Origin of the sequence: Bradyrhizobium lablabi (genome assembly GCF_018131005.1) — a bacterium.
Lineage (GTDB): Bacteria > Pseudomonadota > Alphaproteobacteria > Rhizobiales > Xanthobacteraceae > Bradyrhizobium > Bradyrhizobium lablabi_D.
This window is the reverse complement of the sequence record NZ_JAFCJK010000008.1, coordinates 102,472-117,802: the sequence shown is the minus strand read 5'-3', so window position 1 is coordinate 117,802 and position 15,331 is coordinate 102,472. Positions and strand designations below refer to the sequence as shown.

Here is a 15,331-nt window from a genome sequence, read left to right as displayed (position 1 = left end):
AAACTCCTCGGTCACAGCAGAGCCGAACGAAGTCTTCACCCCCCAATACCGGACATTTGAGCGGACATCGTCGCGGGCCACAACCGGACTCGACCTTCGTGGATAACAGGCTCCATCCACCTAGTGCTTATTTCGATCCCTGCTTGCCTTCCTTGGAGGGACAGCCTCGGGGTGGGCTGCGACAAACGCGGCCTGCAAACACGTGAGCAGCTCGACGTAACTATGAACACCTATCGACGCTGTGCCCTCGCAACGATTGCGAACATCACTGGGGCTGGTCGCCCATAAAGTGCTTACCTGTTGCTGCGCCTCCTTTTCGTCTTTCATGCAATCCGAGAAACTCTCAACGGCAGTAAGTCCGTGCGCTTTGGCTTCTTCCACTGTTGCTTTGCATGCCGCCTCCACGTTCAGCACCGGAACCTTATCAGAGATCGGTATCGTGGCCGGTTGGCCCATTAGGGCCAGCGATAACAATGCAATCTTCATTTTCAGTCCCTCGCAAACGGATGGTCCTGCTCGCAAGTTCTGACGGTCCAGAAAATCACCTTTTGATCTGGCGCAAGGCTTCGCAGCGGAAGGTAGAAATTCAAAATCAGTGCAACGAACCAACAACAGGCATGACCCGCGATAGGGCATATGCCAAAAATGGCAACACTCGACGATAAGCGAGCGCTGGTTCGATCTCTGAACGATTTCTAGCCGCGCCGATCTTCATTGCTCTCGATTTGCTCATCGACCCAACTAGCAACGTCGTGGGCAAGGATCAGTCGCTTGGGCGAGTAGGGATTGATCGTGCCAGCAGATACGACCAGTCCCTCTTCCAGTTTCACGCGGGCGAACGTCTTGGCTTCGGCTTCGGTCGCAAATGTTCGGGTTTCACGGGGGCTGCGCTCTTTCTTCGACAGCAGACCGCGTTTGCGGATTTCGAAAGTTACATACCAGGTAGGGCGCACCGCGACTGCTATTTCGCCGCGCCCGTGGTTGTTGGTTCGCCTCCACCACGCCGAGTTTCACGCCGCTCTTGGCGTCCTGTACGCCTCGCCTCACGCCGTTCGTGGCGACCCGCGCGGCGTTCTTGACGGCGCTCCATCCCTGCCGTCTGAGCCTCCGCTTCCGAAGCTGATAGCATCAGGGCTGGGGCGAGAGTGCCTAACGCAGCGGCTAGTCCAAGAAGTGAGAATGCTGTGCGGCGCGAAATCCTTCCGTACTGACCGTTCATGTCTAGCCTCCTTCTCTTGTGCGAGAAGACTCTCCCTGGGGACGATCATCAAACACAACGTGTCATGGCGCTTTGAGTCTCGTGATTGATTGATCTGGATCAACAGGAACCAACTTCGAGCGCCGTCCAGATTGGGGCCGGGTCGTAAGACGGTATCGGCGTTGTGCGTCGCAGTAAGATCTGACAGGGCGATGAGCGCTCTGGGTCAATCGCGTCGGTTTACCGCTCTGCCAGCCACTTCCGGTCTCCCCCAATCAACGGACATCGCCAGAGCAGTCCGGTTGGTCCGTCTCGGGCCAATAGAGGTCTGTCTCCATCCGTGCCTGGAGCCGTATCATTCATGCACTTGCCGCTATCCATGATGCGGTTGTCCAGATGATCGATACTTCCATTGTCCGCGTGCATCGGCATGGAGTGTGCATCACAAGGAACCGAAGGCTTCTGCGACAAAGCTCGGCAAACTTTATGCGGCGAACTTTAGATGCACGTGACTGACGTTCGTCATTGCACCGCGCCCGCTGCGTCCCGTCGGAATCTCTCGCCGATGCCGAGCATGACGCCCTGCCCGCCGGCGATGCCCATTTCAAGGCTCGCGGCGATACGGCGGGCTCGTTCGACGAAATGCGCTTCCGCCGTCGGCGGGCAAACATCGCGCGCGGTCGCCTCGAACAGCTCGAGCCAGCGGTCGAAGTGCGCGGCATCGACCGGCAGCGGCATATGCTTGACCACCGGCGTGCCGTGATAGCGCCCGGTCATCAGCGCGACCGACGACCAGAAGGCGCACATCTGCGCAAGATGCGGCTCCCAATCACTGATCTTCGCCTCGAACACCGGCGCGAGCATCGCGTCGCGGCGGACCTTCGCGTAGAAGCTGTGCACCAGGCGCTCGATCATCGCCTCGGTGATCCCGGTCTTCGCTGCGATTTCGGCCGTGATCTGTTCACGGCGCTCTGCCCCCGTCATGGGCCATCTCCTTAAATAGGTATTTCAAATGCATATTTAGATTGCTATAGCAGATCCGCCAAGCTCTGTTTTCGGGGAGCTCCCATGCGCCTGACGTCTTTCAGCGATTTTGCCCTGCGCGCCTTGATGCGGCTGGCCGGCGAGCCGGGCCGGTCGTTTGCGACCAACGAGATCGCGACCGAATTCGGCATTTCCCGCAATCACCTCGCCAAGGTGGTACGCGACCTTGCCGATTGCGGCTTCATCACCACCCAGCGCGGCGCGGGCGGCGGGTTTTCGCTGGCGCGCCCGCCAGAGGCGATCACGCTTGGCGAGGTGGTGCGCGCGCTGGAAGGGGGCAGCGCGCTGGTCGAATGTTTCAGGGATGACGGTGGCGACTGCGTGCTGCTGCCGCGCTGCCGGCTCAAGGCGAGGCTTGCCGCAGCGCGCGAGGCCTTCATGCGCGAGCTCGACGCAACCACGCTCGCCGAATGCGCCTATCTGCCCCGTGCTTCCCGGCATCCCGCGAGGGCGTCGTGACGCGGATCGCATTCGGGGACGGCGCGTTCGAGGTCGACGCGAGCGTCGTCGCTGAAGGACTCGGCATCGCTGTGCCGCTGCTCCAGGCGCAACTGCGGTCCGGCAAGATCACGACGCTGTCGGAACGCGGAATCGACGCCGATCGCGGCCGGCATCGCCTCACGTTCTTCTCCGAGCACCGCCGCTTCCGCCTCGTCATTGACGAGCGCGGCATGATCATCCAGCGCTCGACGCTGGATTTCGGCAGGTCTCCCTTGCCGATGTCGGCGCACCGGCCGGGCGGATAGTTCCGGGATAATTTTCTAGGCCTGCAGCGCCCGCGCGTCGCCGCGCTTTGCAGCGGTGCCTCTCTTGCCGGCAGCCCTGACGAGGGAATGGCCATTCAGGTGGTGCTGGCCATTCGCCCTGACGCGGTTCGTCGTTGCGCGGTTCGTTTTGGCGCCGTTCTGCTTCACCTTTTCGGCCTTCGCCATCGCCCTGGCCCTCGCCTTCTCCTTGGCAAGCTTCTCGGCCTTCCGTCGCTCCTTCCGCTCGGCCTTTTCCTTCAGCCGCAGCCGCTCCGCCCTCGCCTCCGCGCGCTTTTTCTTGCGCTTCTTCTCGCAAGCTTCGCATTTGCAGCCGATCGGCTTCAGAAAGGCCTTGAAGTAGTCGGTGCCGTAATCGTAGTTGATCTCCTCGCCCGGCTCGATGTTCTTGATGGCGCGGATGAAGACCTTGCGCTTGCGGGGCTTGACGTCGGATTCGGCGTTCGGCTTGCAGGCGTGATTGATGTAGCGGGCGATGTTTTCGCGGACCGAGCCGTCGATGGTCCAGCGGTTGGTGAGCTCAAATAGATATTTGTTCTCGATCGCGTCCTCGTCCGTCTTCTTGGAATCCAGGAGCGGCCCGAAATAGCGGATGATCCTGGAACCCTTCTTGATCGGCCTGGTGGCGAAAAGACCAAGTCCGGTGCGGGAACGGCCGACGCGGTAGGGTTTGTTCGGTGATATCGAAGGCATAACGATCTAAGGCTCGGCCACACCAATGTGGATGAATTTGCGAAGCCGCCCTTCTAGGACGATTCCGCGCACATGTCAGCGTATCCCTTGAACCTTCCCCAGGTTGCACATGTCAAACATCAAATCGGTTCCCGTTGGCAAACTTCCGATGAAATACATCATATTTGCAACAGCTATTGCGGCCCTCTTCGGCACAGATCCCGCTCGGGTCGCCGCTCAACCTGTTATCAGCAGCTACACGTCGTCGGCGCCGAAGGATTGCCGCATGATCGGCAAGCCGAGCGAACTCGATGGCGGCACCACGCGGATCTGCCCGGGCAAGTCGGGACTTGTGCTGCTCGTCAGCGAGGATGACCTGCGCGAAGTCGTGTCAGTCGGCCGGAACCGGCAGGCGGCGGCGAAGGAGCCTGCCGCGCAGGCCTGGTTCGGCCCGTTCAGTTCGACCGCTCATACGGTCGAATGGCGCATCGCCGATGGCAGGCCGTTCGCGATCATCCAGCGCTGGCTGATTGCGGATAACAGCGAGCAGGACAAGGACGGCCGGCCCTCGACAAAAGCGATGCTCGCTGTCACGCGGCTGCCGCCCGGTCAGGTCTGTCACGTCGCCTTTGTCGATGTGGCAGCCAACCCCGACGCGAACGAACTGGCGCGGCAGGCGGCCGACAATTTCGCCCGCGCCTTCAAGTGCGGCAAGGACGAGGTGAGGACGATCGGCCAGAGCGGCCGGACCACGTCGCTGACCAAACGCTAAAATGTGATCCGCAAAAACGCGCAGCGGTTTCTTCGAAAAGATCATGCTCAAACAAAGACCTAAAAGCGCGATGACGATCCGACCCAATCTCACCGCGCCTTAGGCACTTGTGTGCCTTCGGCGTTCTCGGAGATTGGGGCTTTCGCTTTGCAAAGGACGAGGTAATCTTCGGGCTGCGCCAGGGACGCAAGTTGCTGCATTGAGCGCCGCGTTCGCTGCCATTTTTGATCCTGTTTCATTTTATTTTTTCAGGAGGCATACGTGCCACACTCTGCTAGAGCTAGTGCTGTCGTGATCGGCGCCGGAATGGCCGGCCTTACTGCCGCTCGGGCTCTCTCCAAGCATTTCGGAAAAGTCACGGTGCTCGAGCGTGACATGCTTCCTGCAGAACCAGCGCCCCGAACCGGCACACCGCAAGCGCCGCACGCCCACATGCTGCTCGCCGGCGGGCTACAGGCGTTGCAGGCCCTGTTTCCGGGATTTGAGCAGGATCTGGCAGACGCCGGCGCCGTCAAGGTCCGCACCGGCAAAGACATTCGGATGGAACGCCCCGGCTTCGATCCGTTTCCCATACGCGATCTCGGCCTCGACATCTTTTCCATGTCGCGACCACTGCTCGAGGCGGTTACCCGGAGGCGCGTGCAGCAGACCCCAAACATCGACCTCTCAGTGCGCTCCCGTGTGACCAAGCTTGCCGCATCGCGCGATGCAAAGCGGGTGGAAGCGGTCCGTTATGATAGCGAAGACGGTTCTGCCGTGACGCTCGAAGCCGATCTGGTAGTTGACGCCTCCGGGCGCTGTGGCCTGACACTGCAGTTCCTCGAAGAACTGTCCCTCCCGAAACCCGAGGAAACCGAGATTGGCATCGACCAGGCGTACGCGAGCACCATCGTCGAACGGCCGCTTGACCGTGGCGCCGACTGGCTGGGCAATATCATCCTGCCTGCCGCGCCTGCCACAAGCCGCGGCGCGTTCCTGTTTCCGATCGAGAAGCAGCGATGGCTGGTCTCAGTTGGAGCCAATCACGGCGATGCGCCTTCCGGCGAACGCGCGGAGTTCATGGATTTCGTCAAGAGCCTTCGAACCCCGACGGTCTATGAGGCAATCAGGGATGCCCGGCCGCTAACCGACATAGTGCGGTACAAACTGCCCTGCAGCACACGGCGGCATTTCGAGCGTCTGGAGTTCTTTCCGGCAGGGCTGCTTGCGATCGGCGATGCACTTTGCCGCTTTAATCCGGTCTTTGGCCAGGGCATGAGCGTGGCGGCGCAGGAGGCGGTGATACTGGACCGGCTACTGACTGACGAGGTTCCCATGGACCGTTTGGCGCGGGACTTCTTCGCTGCCATCCAAAGCACCATCGAAACGCCGTGGGGCGTTGCCGTGTCCGATTTCGTGTACCCCGCAACGCGCGGCGTTCGCCCTGCCGACCTCGCACAGCGCTTGCAATACGGGATGGCTCTGACCAAGCTCGCCGCGCAGGATCCGGAGGTGCACCGGCTGACGGCAGAAGTCCAGCAGTTGCTCAAGCCGCAGACAGCGCTGCGCGAGCCGGCGCTTGCGGCGCGCGTGGTGTCGCTGATGTAGCCGACAATGCGTGGGAGAGCATTGGGTTGTGTTGCTACGGTGCCGCGGGGCGCGGCATCGTGCCTTTCAGCATCGCCTCGAGCAGCGTGTCGACGGTGTTGCCTGACGGCATCCGCCTGAGCACGTCGGTGAGCCGCCCGTCGAGCAGCAGTGTCGTGAAGCCGTGGACCAGCGACCAGGCGCGCACGATCGCCGCGGCCTGATCCAGCGACAGCGCCCTCTCATGAATCTGCTCGTGACGGCTGGCGCCGACCGCGCCCGCGAGCCCGGCGAAAGACGCACTCGCCGCCTCGTGCAGCGAAGGCCTCGACATGTCGAGGCGCTCGGTTCGGAACATCAGGCCGTACATTCCGGGATGGGCCTGTGCATAGGCGATGTAGGCCTTGGCCCGCGCCATCCCCTTTTCGGCCGGCGTCGAGCCGGTGGCGCCGGCCGCGATCATGGCATCGTTGAACTGGCGGAAGCCGATCGCCGCAAGTTCGCTGACGAGCCCGGTGAGATCGCCAAAATGATGCGTCGGTGCCGCATGCGAAACCCCGGCTTCGCGCGCCACGGCGCGCAGCGTGAGGCCGGCCAGTCCGTCGCGCTCGAGCACGCGCTCGGCGGCCTTCAACAGCGCCTCATGCAGGTCGCCGTGATGATAGGGCGCATCCGTTGTGCGCCGCGGCCGCCGCGCGGGGCGATCGGCTGCTGCCCGTGTGGTCCGGCGGGTCCGCACCAATGCTGCGCGGCTTGCCTTGTTTTCCTTGGATAATCTTGCCATGCGGTCTGTTATATGACGCGATTTTTACAGTGTAAAGATTTTGCTTGACGATCCAGGCCGCCTGCACTATCCGTATCTTTACGGTGTAAAGATTATGAAGGAAGCGCGAGATGCCCGACCGGGTGACGTCAAATGCGGCGCGGACCAATCTGGCGCCGATTCCCTTTGAGTGCGACGCGCCGTTCCTGAAAATCACGGGTGAATTGCCGCGCGAGCTCAACGGCACGCTCTACCGCAACGGCCCCAATCCGCAATTCGAGGCACCCGGCGCGCACTGGTTCGTCGGCGACGGCATGCTGCACGCCTTCCACGTCGAGAACGGCCGCGCCAGCTATCGCAACCGCTGGGTCCGCACTCCGAAATGGCAGGCCGAGCATGACGCCGGCCGCGCGCTATATGGCGGCTTCGGCCGCAAGCTGCCGGATGCGCCGGCCTCAGCGCCGGCGGACGGCGGCGTCGCCAACACCAACATCATCTTTCACGCCGGCCACCTGCTTGCGCTCGAGGAAGGTCACCTGCCGACCGAGATCGAGCCCGGCACGCTCAACCGGCTCGGCTATTGCGACTACAAGGGCGCGATCTCCGGCCCTTTCACCGCACATCCCAAGATTGATCCCCTCACTGGGGAGTTGGTGTTCTTCGGCTACAACGCGGCCGGGCCCTTGACGCCGGCGCTGTCGTTTGGCGCGGTCAGTGCGTCCGGCGTGGTGACACGATTCGAACGCCTTGAATCGCCCTATGCCAGCATGGTGCACGACTTCATCGTCACCGAGAGCCATGTGCTGTTTCCGATCCTGCCGATCACCGGCAACATGCAGCGCGCGATGCGGGGACAAGCGCCGTACGCCTGGGAGCCCGAGAAAGGCGCCTATGTCGGCGTGATGAAGCGCAGCGGCTCGTCAAAGGACATCATCTGGTTCCGCGCCGAGAGCTGCTACGTCTTCCACGTCATGAATGCGTGGGAAGACGGAAACCGCATCATCGCCGACGTGATGCAGTTCGAGGAAGCGCCGCTGTTCAACCATCCCGACGGATCGTCGACCGATCCGAAGAAGAACCGTGCACGCCATTGCCGCTGGACGTTCGACCTCGCCGGCAATACCGATCGCTTCACGCAGACCTATCTCGACGACCTTACCGGCGAATTTCCACGCGTCGACGATCGCCGCGCGGGCTTGAAGAGCCATCACGGCTGGTACGCCTGCGCCAACCCCGACCTGCCGATGTTCGGCGCGCTGTCAGGCATCGTGCATGTCGACGGAGCGGGCAAGCGTCTCGGCCGCTATCTGCTGCCGGCCGGCGATACGATCTCCGAGCCCGTCTTCGTCGAGCGCGGCGCCGATGCCGCCGAGGGCGACGGCTGGCTGCTCGCGGTGGTCTGGCGCGCGCAGGAGAACCGCAGCGACCTCGCCATCTTCAACGCGGCCGACATCGAAACCGGACCTGTCGCGCTGGTTCATCTCGGCCATCGTGTACCCGACGGCTTTCACGGCAACTGGGTTGGCGCGGAGTAACATCGGTCTCCCGTCATTCCGGGGCAGCCGGCGGTGCTGAGGCGGGACTCTAGAAGCCCTGATGCGCAATTGCGCGTTTGAAGTTCGTCGCCGCGCGATGATCCGCGAGGGCTCACGTAGGGCGCCCCATGTAATCGACTGATATAACTCTCCTTTTCTCGACGCTTCACCATTTTGACACTGTAAAGATTTCGCTTGACGATTCCATTCTGCGACCCTAGGCTATCTTTACGATGTAAAGATTTGTCATGAGGCCTCCGATGACGATCTTCCTGATCCTGGCCCCCTACGGCGCCTTCGCAATGCTGATGCTGGTGACCCCGGCCACCGTCAGCCTGTTGTGCGCCGCCCTCATTTGTCTCGCCGTGATCGCGCTCGATGTTGCTCGCGGCCGCACCATCAAGATCCTCGGCGTTGGCTCGGTGGTCGTGTTCTCCGCCATCGGCCTCTATCTCACCTTTTTCGACGCGACGCTCAGCAGCACCGCAGTGAGATTCGCCGTCGACACCGGCATCTTCTTGCTCTCTCTGCTCTCGATCTTGTTCCGCCATCCGTTCACGCGGCAATATGCGATGGAAGTCGTCAATGCCGAGACCGCCCGCCTGCCCGGCTTCGAGCGCGCCAACTATCTGATCACCTGGGCCTGGACCGGTGCCGCACTCTTGATGATGATCGGCAACATCGCGGTGCTGTATGTGCCGAACCTGCCGCTGTGGTCGGGCCTGCTGGTCGCCTTTGCTGCCCGCAACAGCGCGGTCTACTTCACAAAATGGTATCCACAGTACCGCAAGGCCAAGCATGGAACGCCACCGGCCAACGCGCTGCCGTCGCACTGAACCCGCCAGCAGGACAGGGACGCACAATGAAGGACGTATTTCGCCGGCTCGCCTCCGACTTCCTCTCGACCATCGTCTTCCTGGTGATCTACCTTGCGACCGACAACGTCGTCCTGGCGACGTCGGTCGCGATTCTCGGAGCGGTCGGACAGGTGGTCTGGTCCCGCGTCAAGGGACAGACGCTCGGCTACATGACCTGGGCGAGCCTTGCGCTGGTGATCGTGCTGGGCGGCGCGACGCTGCTGACGAACGATCCGCGCTTCGTGCTGGCTAAACCCGCGATCGGCCACGTCGCGATCGGCGCGATCATGCTCAAGCGCGGCTGGATGCTGCGCTATTTGCCGCCCATCGTGACCCAGACGATTCCCGAATATGCAATTTTCGCGGGCTACGCGTGGGCGGCACTGATGTTCGCACTTGCCGCCGGCACGGTGGCGATCGCATCGACCGGCAACATGACGCTGTGGGCGTTCTACGTGTCAGTGGTCCTCATCGGTGCCAAGCTCGCCGCCTTCGCGATCCAGTACGCCGCCTTCCGCATCCTGATCGGAAACCGCCTGCGCGCCGCCGCACGCGCCTGACGTAAAGCGTTAGGATTGCGCGGCAAGATGGGCTATACCGCCGCGCACACTTCAGCTTGAGGGGAATCAAATATGGCGGTGGACGGAAACTGGAATCTCACCATGACGACGCCGATGGGCGAGCGCAAGGCGACGCTGTCGCTGAAGAGCGCCGGTGGCACGCTCACGGGCACGCAGGGCGCCGAGGGCAACTCGACTGAGATCTTCGACGGCAGCGTGAACGGCGACGACGTCGCATGGAAGGTTTCCATCACCAATCCGATGCCGCTGACGCTTGACTTCAGCGGCAAGGTCGCCGGCGACAGCATTTCCGGCGAGATGGGCATCGGCCCGATGGGCAGCTTCCCCTTCACCGGCACGCGAGCGTAACAACCACCTCTCGCATACGCATGCGCATCCTGACTTCCATCGCCGTCATGGCATTGCTCGCCACGACGGCGTCGGCAGAGCGCTGTACCTAGAACCAAATCTGCATCGGCAGGCCGTACGGGTCGCGCGGCGGCGCTCCGTCGGGAACGCAGCCCGCGGCATCGCGTGCGACGATCGCAACCGCGCAGGCATCCAGCACATCGTCGCGTTTTGCTCCGGTGCCTATCCGCACCTCGGTCAGCCACCGGTCGATCTCGCGAAAGCCAAAGCGTTTGAGCAACGCGCGGCGACACGCATCGCCTTCCTGCGACTTCTTCCGCGCCAGCGGCTTGCTGCCGTTCAGCCGCAGGAACACCAGTTCGGGATGCACCTCACGGATGTTGCGTGTACCGTGCGCGCGCACGAATGCGTCAACCTCCATGATCTTGCGCCCGATGTGCCAAAGCTGCCGTGAGACCCGCGTCTGGCCACGACGCAGCGCCTCTTGGTTCGCCTTGTCGGGATCGCAAAATTCCTGCCAGAGCCAGCGCCGCGCGCCGGTGAAAACGCGCGAGGTGTGTGGCCGCAGCCGATTGCGCGCGAGACGGTCGCAGGCGCGCGCGCCGTCATGGCTCATGCCGATCGGGATATCGATGCCGGCACAGTCGAATGGACGCGCAAGCGCGTCCGCAATATCGCGATGGAAAGCGATCTCCTGCGTGTCGCCGTCGAGGCAGACGGCGACCCAGCCGTTGGAAAATCCGTCGAGGCCGAGCGCCCTCAACCCAGATTCAATTCCTTGAAGAAGTCGTTACCCTTGTCATCGATGATGATGAAGGCCGGGAAGTCGACGACTTCGATGCGCCAGATCGCTTCCATGCCGAGCTCGGGATACTCGACCACCTCGACCTTCTTGATGCAGTGCTCGGCGAGGTTCGCCGCCGCACCGCCGATCGAGCCGAGATAGAAGCCGCCGTGCTTCTTGCAGGCCTCGCGCACCGCGACCGCGCGGTTGCCCTTGGCAACCATCACCATCGAACCGCCAGCGGCCTGGAACTGGTCGACGAAAGAGTCCATTCGCCCCGCTGTGGTCGGGCCAAACGCGCCCGAGGCATAACCGTCGGGCGTCTTGGCGGGACCCGCGTAATAGACCGGATGGTTCTTGAAGTAATCCGGCAACGGCTCGCCCTTCTCCAGCCGTTCGCGCAGCTTGGCATGCGCCGCGTCGCGCGCCACGATCATCGTGCCGGTCAGCGACAGGCGGGTCTTGATCGGACGCTTCGACAGAGTCGCGAGGATGCCCTTCATCGGCTGGTTGAGGTCGATCTTGACCACCTCGCCGCCGAGCGACTGCTCGACTGCGGGCAAATATTGCGCCGGATTGTGCTCGAGCTCCTCGAGATACACGCCGTCCCTGGTGATCTTGCCGAGCACCTGGCGGTCGGCCGAGCAGGATACGCCGAGCCCGATCGGCAGCGAGGCGCCGTGGCGCGGCATCCGGATCACGCGAACGTCGTGGCAGAAATATTTGCCGCCGAACTGCGCGCCGACGCCGAGCGACTGCGTCATCTTGAGGATTTCCTGCTCCATCTCGACGTCGCGGAAGGCGTTGCCGTCGGCCGAGCCGTGGGTCGGCAGCGCGTCGAGATAGCGCGCCGAGGCAAGCTTCACCGTCTTCATGCAGAGTTCCGCAGAGGTGCCCCCGATCACGATCGCAAGGTGATATGGCGGACACGCGGCGGTACCCAGCGTAAGCACCTTCTCCTTCAGGAACGCAAGCAGGCGATCCTTCGTCAGCACCGAGGGCGTCGCCTGAAACAGGAAGCTCTTGTTGGCGGAACCACCGCCCTTCGCCATGAACATGAACTTGTAGGCATCGTCGCCTTCGGCATAGATCTCGCACTGCGCCGGCATGTTGTTAGCCGTGTTCTTCTCCTCGTACATCGACAAGGGCGCGACCTGCGAATAGCGCAGATTTCGGCGCAGATAGGCGTCGCGCGCACCTTCCGAAAGCGCGGCCTCGTCATCGCCATCGGTAATGACGTTGCAGCCCTTCTTGCCCATGATGATCGCGGTGCCGGTGTCCTGGCACATCGGCAGCACGCCGCCGGCCGCGATGTTGGCGTTCTTCAGGAAATCGAACGCAACGAACTTGTCGTTGTCGCTCGCTTCCTTGTCTTCGAGGATCGAGCGGAGCTGCTTCAGATGCCCCGGACGCAGATAATGATTGATCTCGCCGAAGGCGGCCTCCGAGAGCGCACGCATCGCCTCCCGCGACACCACGATCATATCCTTGCCCAGGACCTTCTCGACCCTCACGCCGTCGCTCGTGACCTTCTTGTAGGGGGTGGTATCCGCGCCCAACGGGAACAGCGGGGTGTGCTTGTAGGGCGGAACGGGCTTTTGCTGGTCAGGAAAGGCGGTGGGGGCGTTCATAGGCTGCTCGTCGGTTCGAGAGGCCGGGAACGGCCGCGAAAGGCCGGCCGGCAATGTAGAGTCGTTCTAAGCATTTTTTGGACAAAAGGAAGGGAAAGCCGGCGCGTCCGGTTATGCGCAGGATCATCACGGACATGTAATCCGGCGTTGACGGCGTCGGCGGGAGGCTGCATGAACCGTCGCGCGCATTTCTTACCGCGGGGGGTATCAATGATAAGACGACTGCGCCGACGCTTGCCGTTCAGCCTTCGCACCACCCTGTCGGGGGCGGTGCTGGCGTTGGGCGCGGCCTTCGCCACTGCCCCGGCTCATGCCGATCAGTGCGACGAGATCGCAAAGGTGCTCGCCAATCAGATCGACGGGCTGAAGGTCAGTTTCCGCGCCGCCAACATTGTCTACCTGACCCATCCGGCGGCCAAAGAATTGTCGCTCGGCTGTCGGGGACAGAATTATTCCATCGAACTCTACGCCAAGGGCGACCGGCGGCCAAAGCCCGACTTCTACAGTCTCGTCGGCAGCGCGGCCGCGCTCGCCTTCACGGTGACGAAGGACGACACCACCACCGGTTCGGCGCGGTGCCTGAAGAGGATGGGCCTCCTGCGCGGCGACAAGGTGTCGATGCGCTACCGCCGCCTCAACATGGAATGCACGCGCACCAAGACTGAAGCCTCGATCGCAATCACGCGCAGCCGGGACGACTAGATCAGGATGCGATCAGGTTGAATCGCAGCATCTCTTTGTTTGAACGTCATCCGCTCAGTCAGGCTGGCCAAATCCTGCGCAAAACCCCGTCCTTGATCACATGGTGATGGAAAAGCGCGGCCGCGGAATGAAACAGCGCTACAACGATGATGATGTTCGCGATCAATCCATGCCACGCATTGACGCTGCGCATGAAATCGTTACCGCCGAATTTCGCAAAGTGCCAAATGTTGAACAGCGGAAAGCCGTGCGCAAACACATTGGCAATGCCCAGTGCGACCATGATCAACAGCAGCAGATCGAGTAGCCGGTGCGTCGCCACCGCGGCCACGTGGAGGCCGCCGCGGTTGAATGGCGGCAATCTACGGCCGCGCGTGTTCCGCCAAAGCATTCCCACGACCACCACGGTAGCAAGCGCAAAACCGAGCAGGACATGCAGGGACCAGATGTCTACCCGAAGTGGGCCGCGCGGCAGAAGATTGGTCGTTCTGCCAATCAGGAATTCGATTGCAACGAGGATTGCGGTCGCCCAATGCAGCGTGATCGTCGTGCGGTCATAGGCTTTCGGCTGACTATCAGGGGAACCGGTCACGTCGCTGCTCAATCCGCCTCAAGTGAGGCGTACTTCTTCTCGAATTCCCACACCTCCTGAAAGCCAATCAACGCGCTGAACTCGTTGAAGTCGTACAGCGGCGCCTCTACCGGCTTGTCGTCGACCAGCGAAGCATAGACGCTGTTCAGCGCATACGCGCTGGCGAGCAGGCCCGCCGTCGGATAAATCGCCATCCGGTAGCCGATCTCCCTCAGTTTTTCCTGGGTGAGGATCGGGGTCCGGCCACCATGAAGCTGGTTCGAGACCAGCGGCACGTCCAGCGCCGATCCGATCTTTCGCATCTCCGCTTCCGATTCCGGACTCTCGATGAAAATAATGTCAGCGCCGGCTTTGGCATATGCCTCGCCACGGCGGATCGCCTCATCGAGGCCGAGTGACGTGCGTGCATCGGTGCGCGCGATGATCAGAAAATCTTTTGACGAGCGCGCATCGCTCGCGACCGTCAACTTGTTGATCATCTCCCTGACGGAGATCACGTGCCGGTTCGGTGTGTGTCCACATTTCTTGGGACTCTGCTGATCTTCGAGCTGGATCGCCGCGGCCCCAGCCTTCTCGTAGCCGCGGACCGCATGGTGAACGTTCAGCAAACCGCCGTAGCCGGTATCGCCATCGGCGATCAGCGGCTTGCGCACGGTCTGGGCGATAGCCTGCACGCGATCGAGCATCTGCGAATAGGTCGCCAGACCGGCATCGGGCAATCCGAGGTAAGACGCCACAGCCCCATACCCTGTCATGTAAAGCGCGTCGGCCTTGGTGCGATCGGCAAGCTTGGCTGAGACCAGGTCGAAGACTCCAGGACAGGCCACAAACGGCTTTTCGTTGATCAACGTTCGTAAGGTACTGGATGCCATCACCATCTCCTGACTGATTCTGGATGGGCCGACGATCGTTACGGTGATCGGCCGCGATCGAAGTGCCGCACCGTCTCCTGCGCAGAAGGACGCGGCAGAATACTCGCTCCTGTATTGCTATACGACAATAGCTATCTTATGGTAGCAATATGAAAATTCAACGCTCAACGCACGACCTCACGCGATTGCGAACGCAGTTGATGGGGGTTTCCCGCCGGCTGCGCCGTGAGGCCACAGCCGACGACCGATCCTGGGCGCGGCTGCTGGTGCTAGGTGCCATCGATCGGCACGGCGAATTGGCGACACCCTCGGTGCTCGCGGCCGATGAAGGCATGCGGTCCTCGAATCTTGCCGCCGCGCTGCGCTCCCTCGAAGCGCGCAAGCTGATCGTGCGTACTCAGGACGCCAAGGACCGGCGCAAGGTCAGGCTGCGGCTCAGTGCAGCCGGGCAGCGTTTTCTCAACGAGAGCCGCGCGCGCGGCGAGCGCTGGCTTGCCGAAGCCATGGATGCGTGCCTCACAGCCGGCGAGCGCGCGGTCCTGATCAAAGCCGGGGCCCTGCTCGACCGCATGGCGGCCTATTCCAAGCCGGCAACGCGGCGTGGCCGAAAATAGTCAGAATTCGTAGAGCCGATTTCAATTCGAGCGCCA

19 protein-coding genes and 1 pseudogene are annotated in these 15,331 nt (G+C 62.2%); 11 read left to right on the top strand and 9 right to left on the bottom strand.

Annotated features, from left to right (window positions below; translation table 11 throughout):
- Positions 1-120: 120 nt before the first annotated feature.
- Positions 121-486: a hypothetical protein gene (locus JQ553_RS24155; protein WP_212502528.1), complete on the bottom strand. Its 366-nt coding sequence runs from the start codon at positions 484-486 to the stop codon at positions 121-123.
- Positions 487-695: 209 nt separating this feature from the next.
- Positions 696-953, bottom strand: coding sequence for a hypothetical protein (locus JQ553_RS24150; RefSeq protein WP_212502527.1), 258 nt, complete (start codon positions 951-953; stop codon positions 696-698).
- A 605-nt stretch (positions 954-1,558) separates the two neighbouring features.
- On the opposite strand from JQ553_RS24150, the pseudogene JQ553_RS35340 reads away from it, so the two are divergent.
- Positions 1,559-1,657, top strand: a pseudogene (locus JQ553_RS35340) (IS5/IS1182 family transposase); the annotation flags it as partial.
- Between the two features lie 63 nt (positions 1,658-1,720).
- On the opposite strand, the gene JQ553_RS24145 reads toward JQ553_RS35340, so the two are convergent.
- Positions 1,721-2,182, bottom strand: a complete 462-nt coding sequence (locus tag JQ553_RS24145; RefSeq protein ID WP_212502526.1) for a group III truncated hemoglobin — start codon at positions 2,180-2,182, stop codon at positions 1,721-1,723.
- Between the two features lie 84 nt (positions 2,183-2,266).
- On the opposite strand from JQ553_RS24145, the gene JQ553_RS24140 reads away from it, so the two are divergent.
- Both JQ553_RS24140 and JQ553_RS24135 read left to right on the top strand, forming a co-directional pair.
- Positions 2,267-2,701: an Rrf2 family transcriptional regulator gene (locus tag JQ553_RS24140; RefSeq protein WP_212502525.1), complete on the top strand. Its 435-nt coding sequence runs from the start codon at positions 2,267-2,269 to the stop codon at positions 2,699-2,701.
- Positions 2,698-2,988: a DUF6522 family protein gene (locus JQ553_RS24135; RefSeq protein ID WP_212502524.1), complete on the top strand. Its 291-nt coding sequence runs from the start codon at positions 2,698-2,700 to the stop codon at positions 2,986-2,988. The genes JQ553_RS24140 and JQ553_RS24135 overlap by 4 nt, the downstream gene beginning before the upstream one ends.
- 15 nt (positions 2,989-3,003) lie before the next feature.
- Here JQ553_RS24135 and JQ553_RS24130 read toward each other — a convergent pair whose 3' ends face one another.
- On the bottom strand, positions 3,004-3,699 hold the full coding sequence (locus JQ553_RS24130) for an SET domain-containing protein (protein WP_212502523.1): 696 nt from the start codon (positions 3,697-3,699) through the stop codon (positions 3,004-3,006).
- A gap of 148 nt (positions 3,700-3,847) precedes the next feature.
- On the opposite strand from JQ553_RS24130, the gene JQ553_RS24125 reads away from it, so the two are divergent.
- Both JQ553_RS24125 and JQ553_RS24120 read left to right on the top strand, forming a co-directional pair.
- Complete coding sequence (locus JQ553_RS24125; RefSeq protein WP_212502522.1) at positions 3,848-4,450, top strand: hypothetical protein; 603 nt, start codon at positions 3,848-3,850, stop codon at positions 4,448-4,450.
- A gap of 261 nt (positions 4,451-4,711) precedes the next feature.
- The gene (locus JQ553_RS24120) at positions 4,712-6,037 is read left to right on the top strand and encodes an FAD-dependent monooxygenase (RefSeq protein WP_312015191.1); all 1,326 of its coding nucleotides are present in this window, start codon (positions 4,712-4,714) and stop codon (positions 6,035-6,037) included.
- Positions 6,038-6,071: 34 nt separating this feature from the next.
- Here JQ553_RS24120 and JQ553_RS24115 read toward each other — a convergent pair whose 3' ends face one another.
- Positions 6,072-6,800, bottom strand: coding sequence for a TetR/AcrR family transcriptional regulator (locus JQ553_RS24115; protein WP_212502520.1), 729 nt, complete (start codon positions 6,798-6,800; stop codon positions 6,072-6,074).
- A gap of 110 nt (positions 6,801-6,910) precedes the next feature.
- Here JQ553_RS24115 and JQ553_RS24110 point away from each other — a divergent pair, with 110 nt between their 5' ends.
- The 4 genes from JQ553_RS24110 to JQ553_RS24095 all read left to right on the top strand — a co-directional run bounded on the left by JQ553_RS24110 (position 6,911) and on the right by JQ553_RS24095 (position 10,100).
- Entirely contained in the window at positions 6,911-8,314 is a 1,404-nt protein-coding gene (locus tag JQ553_RS24110) for a carotenoid oxygenase family protein (protein ID WP_212502519.1), read from the top strand.
- A gap of 260 nt (positions 8,315-8,574) precedes the next feature.
- Positions 8,575-9,150 (top strand): hypothetical protein, encoded by a 576-nt coding sequence (locus JQ553_RS24105; RefSeq protein ID WP_212502518.1) that lies wholly within the window; start codon positions 8,575-8,577, stop codon positions 9,148-9,150.
- A 26-nt stretch (positions 9,151-9,176) separates the two neighbouring features.
- Positions 9,177-9,731, top strand: a complete 555-nt coding sequence (locus tag JQ553_RS24100) for an inner membrane-spanning protein YciB (protein ID WP_212502517.1) — start codon at positions 9,177-9,179, stop codon at positions 9,729-9,731.
- A gap of 72 nt (positions 9,732-9,803) precedes the next feature.
- A complete protein-coding gene (locus tag JQ553_RS24095) occupies positions 9,804-10,100 on the top strand; it encodes a hypothetical protein (protein WP_212502516.1) in 297 nt (98 codons plus the stop codon).
- Between the two features lie 88 nt (positions 10,101-10,188).
- Here JQ553_RS24095 and JQ553_RS24090 read toward each other — a convergent pair whose 3' ends face one another.
- Positions 10,189-10,863 carry a DUF429 domain-containing protein gene (locus tag JQ553_RS24090; protein WP_212502515.1) on the bottom strand — a complete coding sequence of 225 codons (675 nt, stop codon included), beginning with the start codon at positions 10,861-10,863 and terminating at the stop codon, positions 10,189-10,191.
- Entirely contained in the window at positions 10,860-12,515 is a 1,656-nt protein-coding gene (locus JQ553_RS24085; RefSeq protein ID WP_212502514.1) for a fumarate hydratase, read from the bottom strand. The genes JQ553_RS24090 and JQ553_RS24085 overlap by 4 nt, the downstream gene beginning before the upstream one ends.
- A 210-nt stretch (positions 12,516-12,725) precedes the next feature.
- Between JQ553_RS24085 and JQ553_RS24080 the strand changes: the two genes are divergently transcribed.
- Positions 12,726-13,217, top strand: coding sequence for a hypothetical protein (locus JQ553_RS24080; protein WP_212502513.1), 492 nt, complete (start codon positions 12,726-12,728; stop codon positions 13,215-13,217).
- Positions 13,218-13,275: 58 nt separating this feature from the next.
- On the opposite strand, the gene JQ553_RS24075 is transcribed toward JQ553_RS24080, so the two are convergent.
- Positions 13,276-13,809 (bottom strand): cytochrome b/b6 domain-containing protein, encoded by a 534-nt coding sequence (locus JQ553_RS24075; protein WP_212502512.1) that lies wholly within the window; start codon positions 13,807-13,809, stop codon positions 13,276-13,278.
- 8 nt (positions 13,810-13,817) lie between these two features.
- Entirely contained in the window at positions 13,818-14,681 is an 864-nt protein-coding gene (locus JQ553_RS24070; RefSeq protein ID WP_212502511.1) for an oxaloacetate decarboxylase, read from the bottom strand.
- Positions 14,682-14,830: 149 nt separating this feature from the next.
- On the opposite strand from JQ553_RS24070, the gene JQ553_RS24065 reads away from it, so the two are divergent.
- Positions 14,831-15,295 (top strand): MarR family winged helix-turn-helix transcriptional regulator, encoded by a 465-nt coding sequence (locus JQ553_RS24065; RefSeq protein WP_212502510.1) that lies wholly within the window; start codon positions 14,831-14,833, stop codon positions 15,293-15,295.
- The last annotated feature ends 36 nt before the right edge of the window (positions 15,296-15,331 follow it).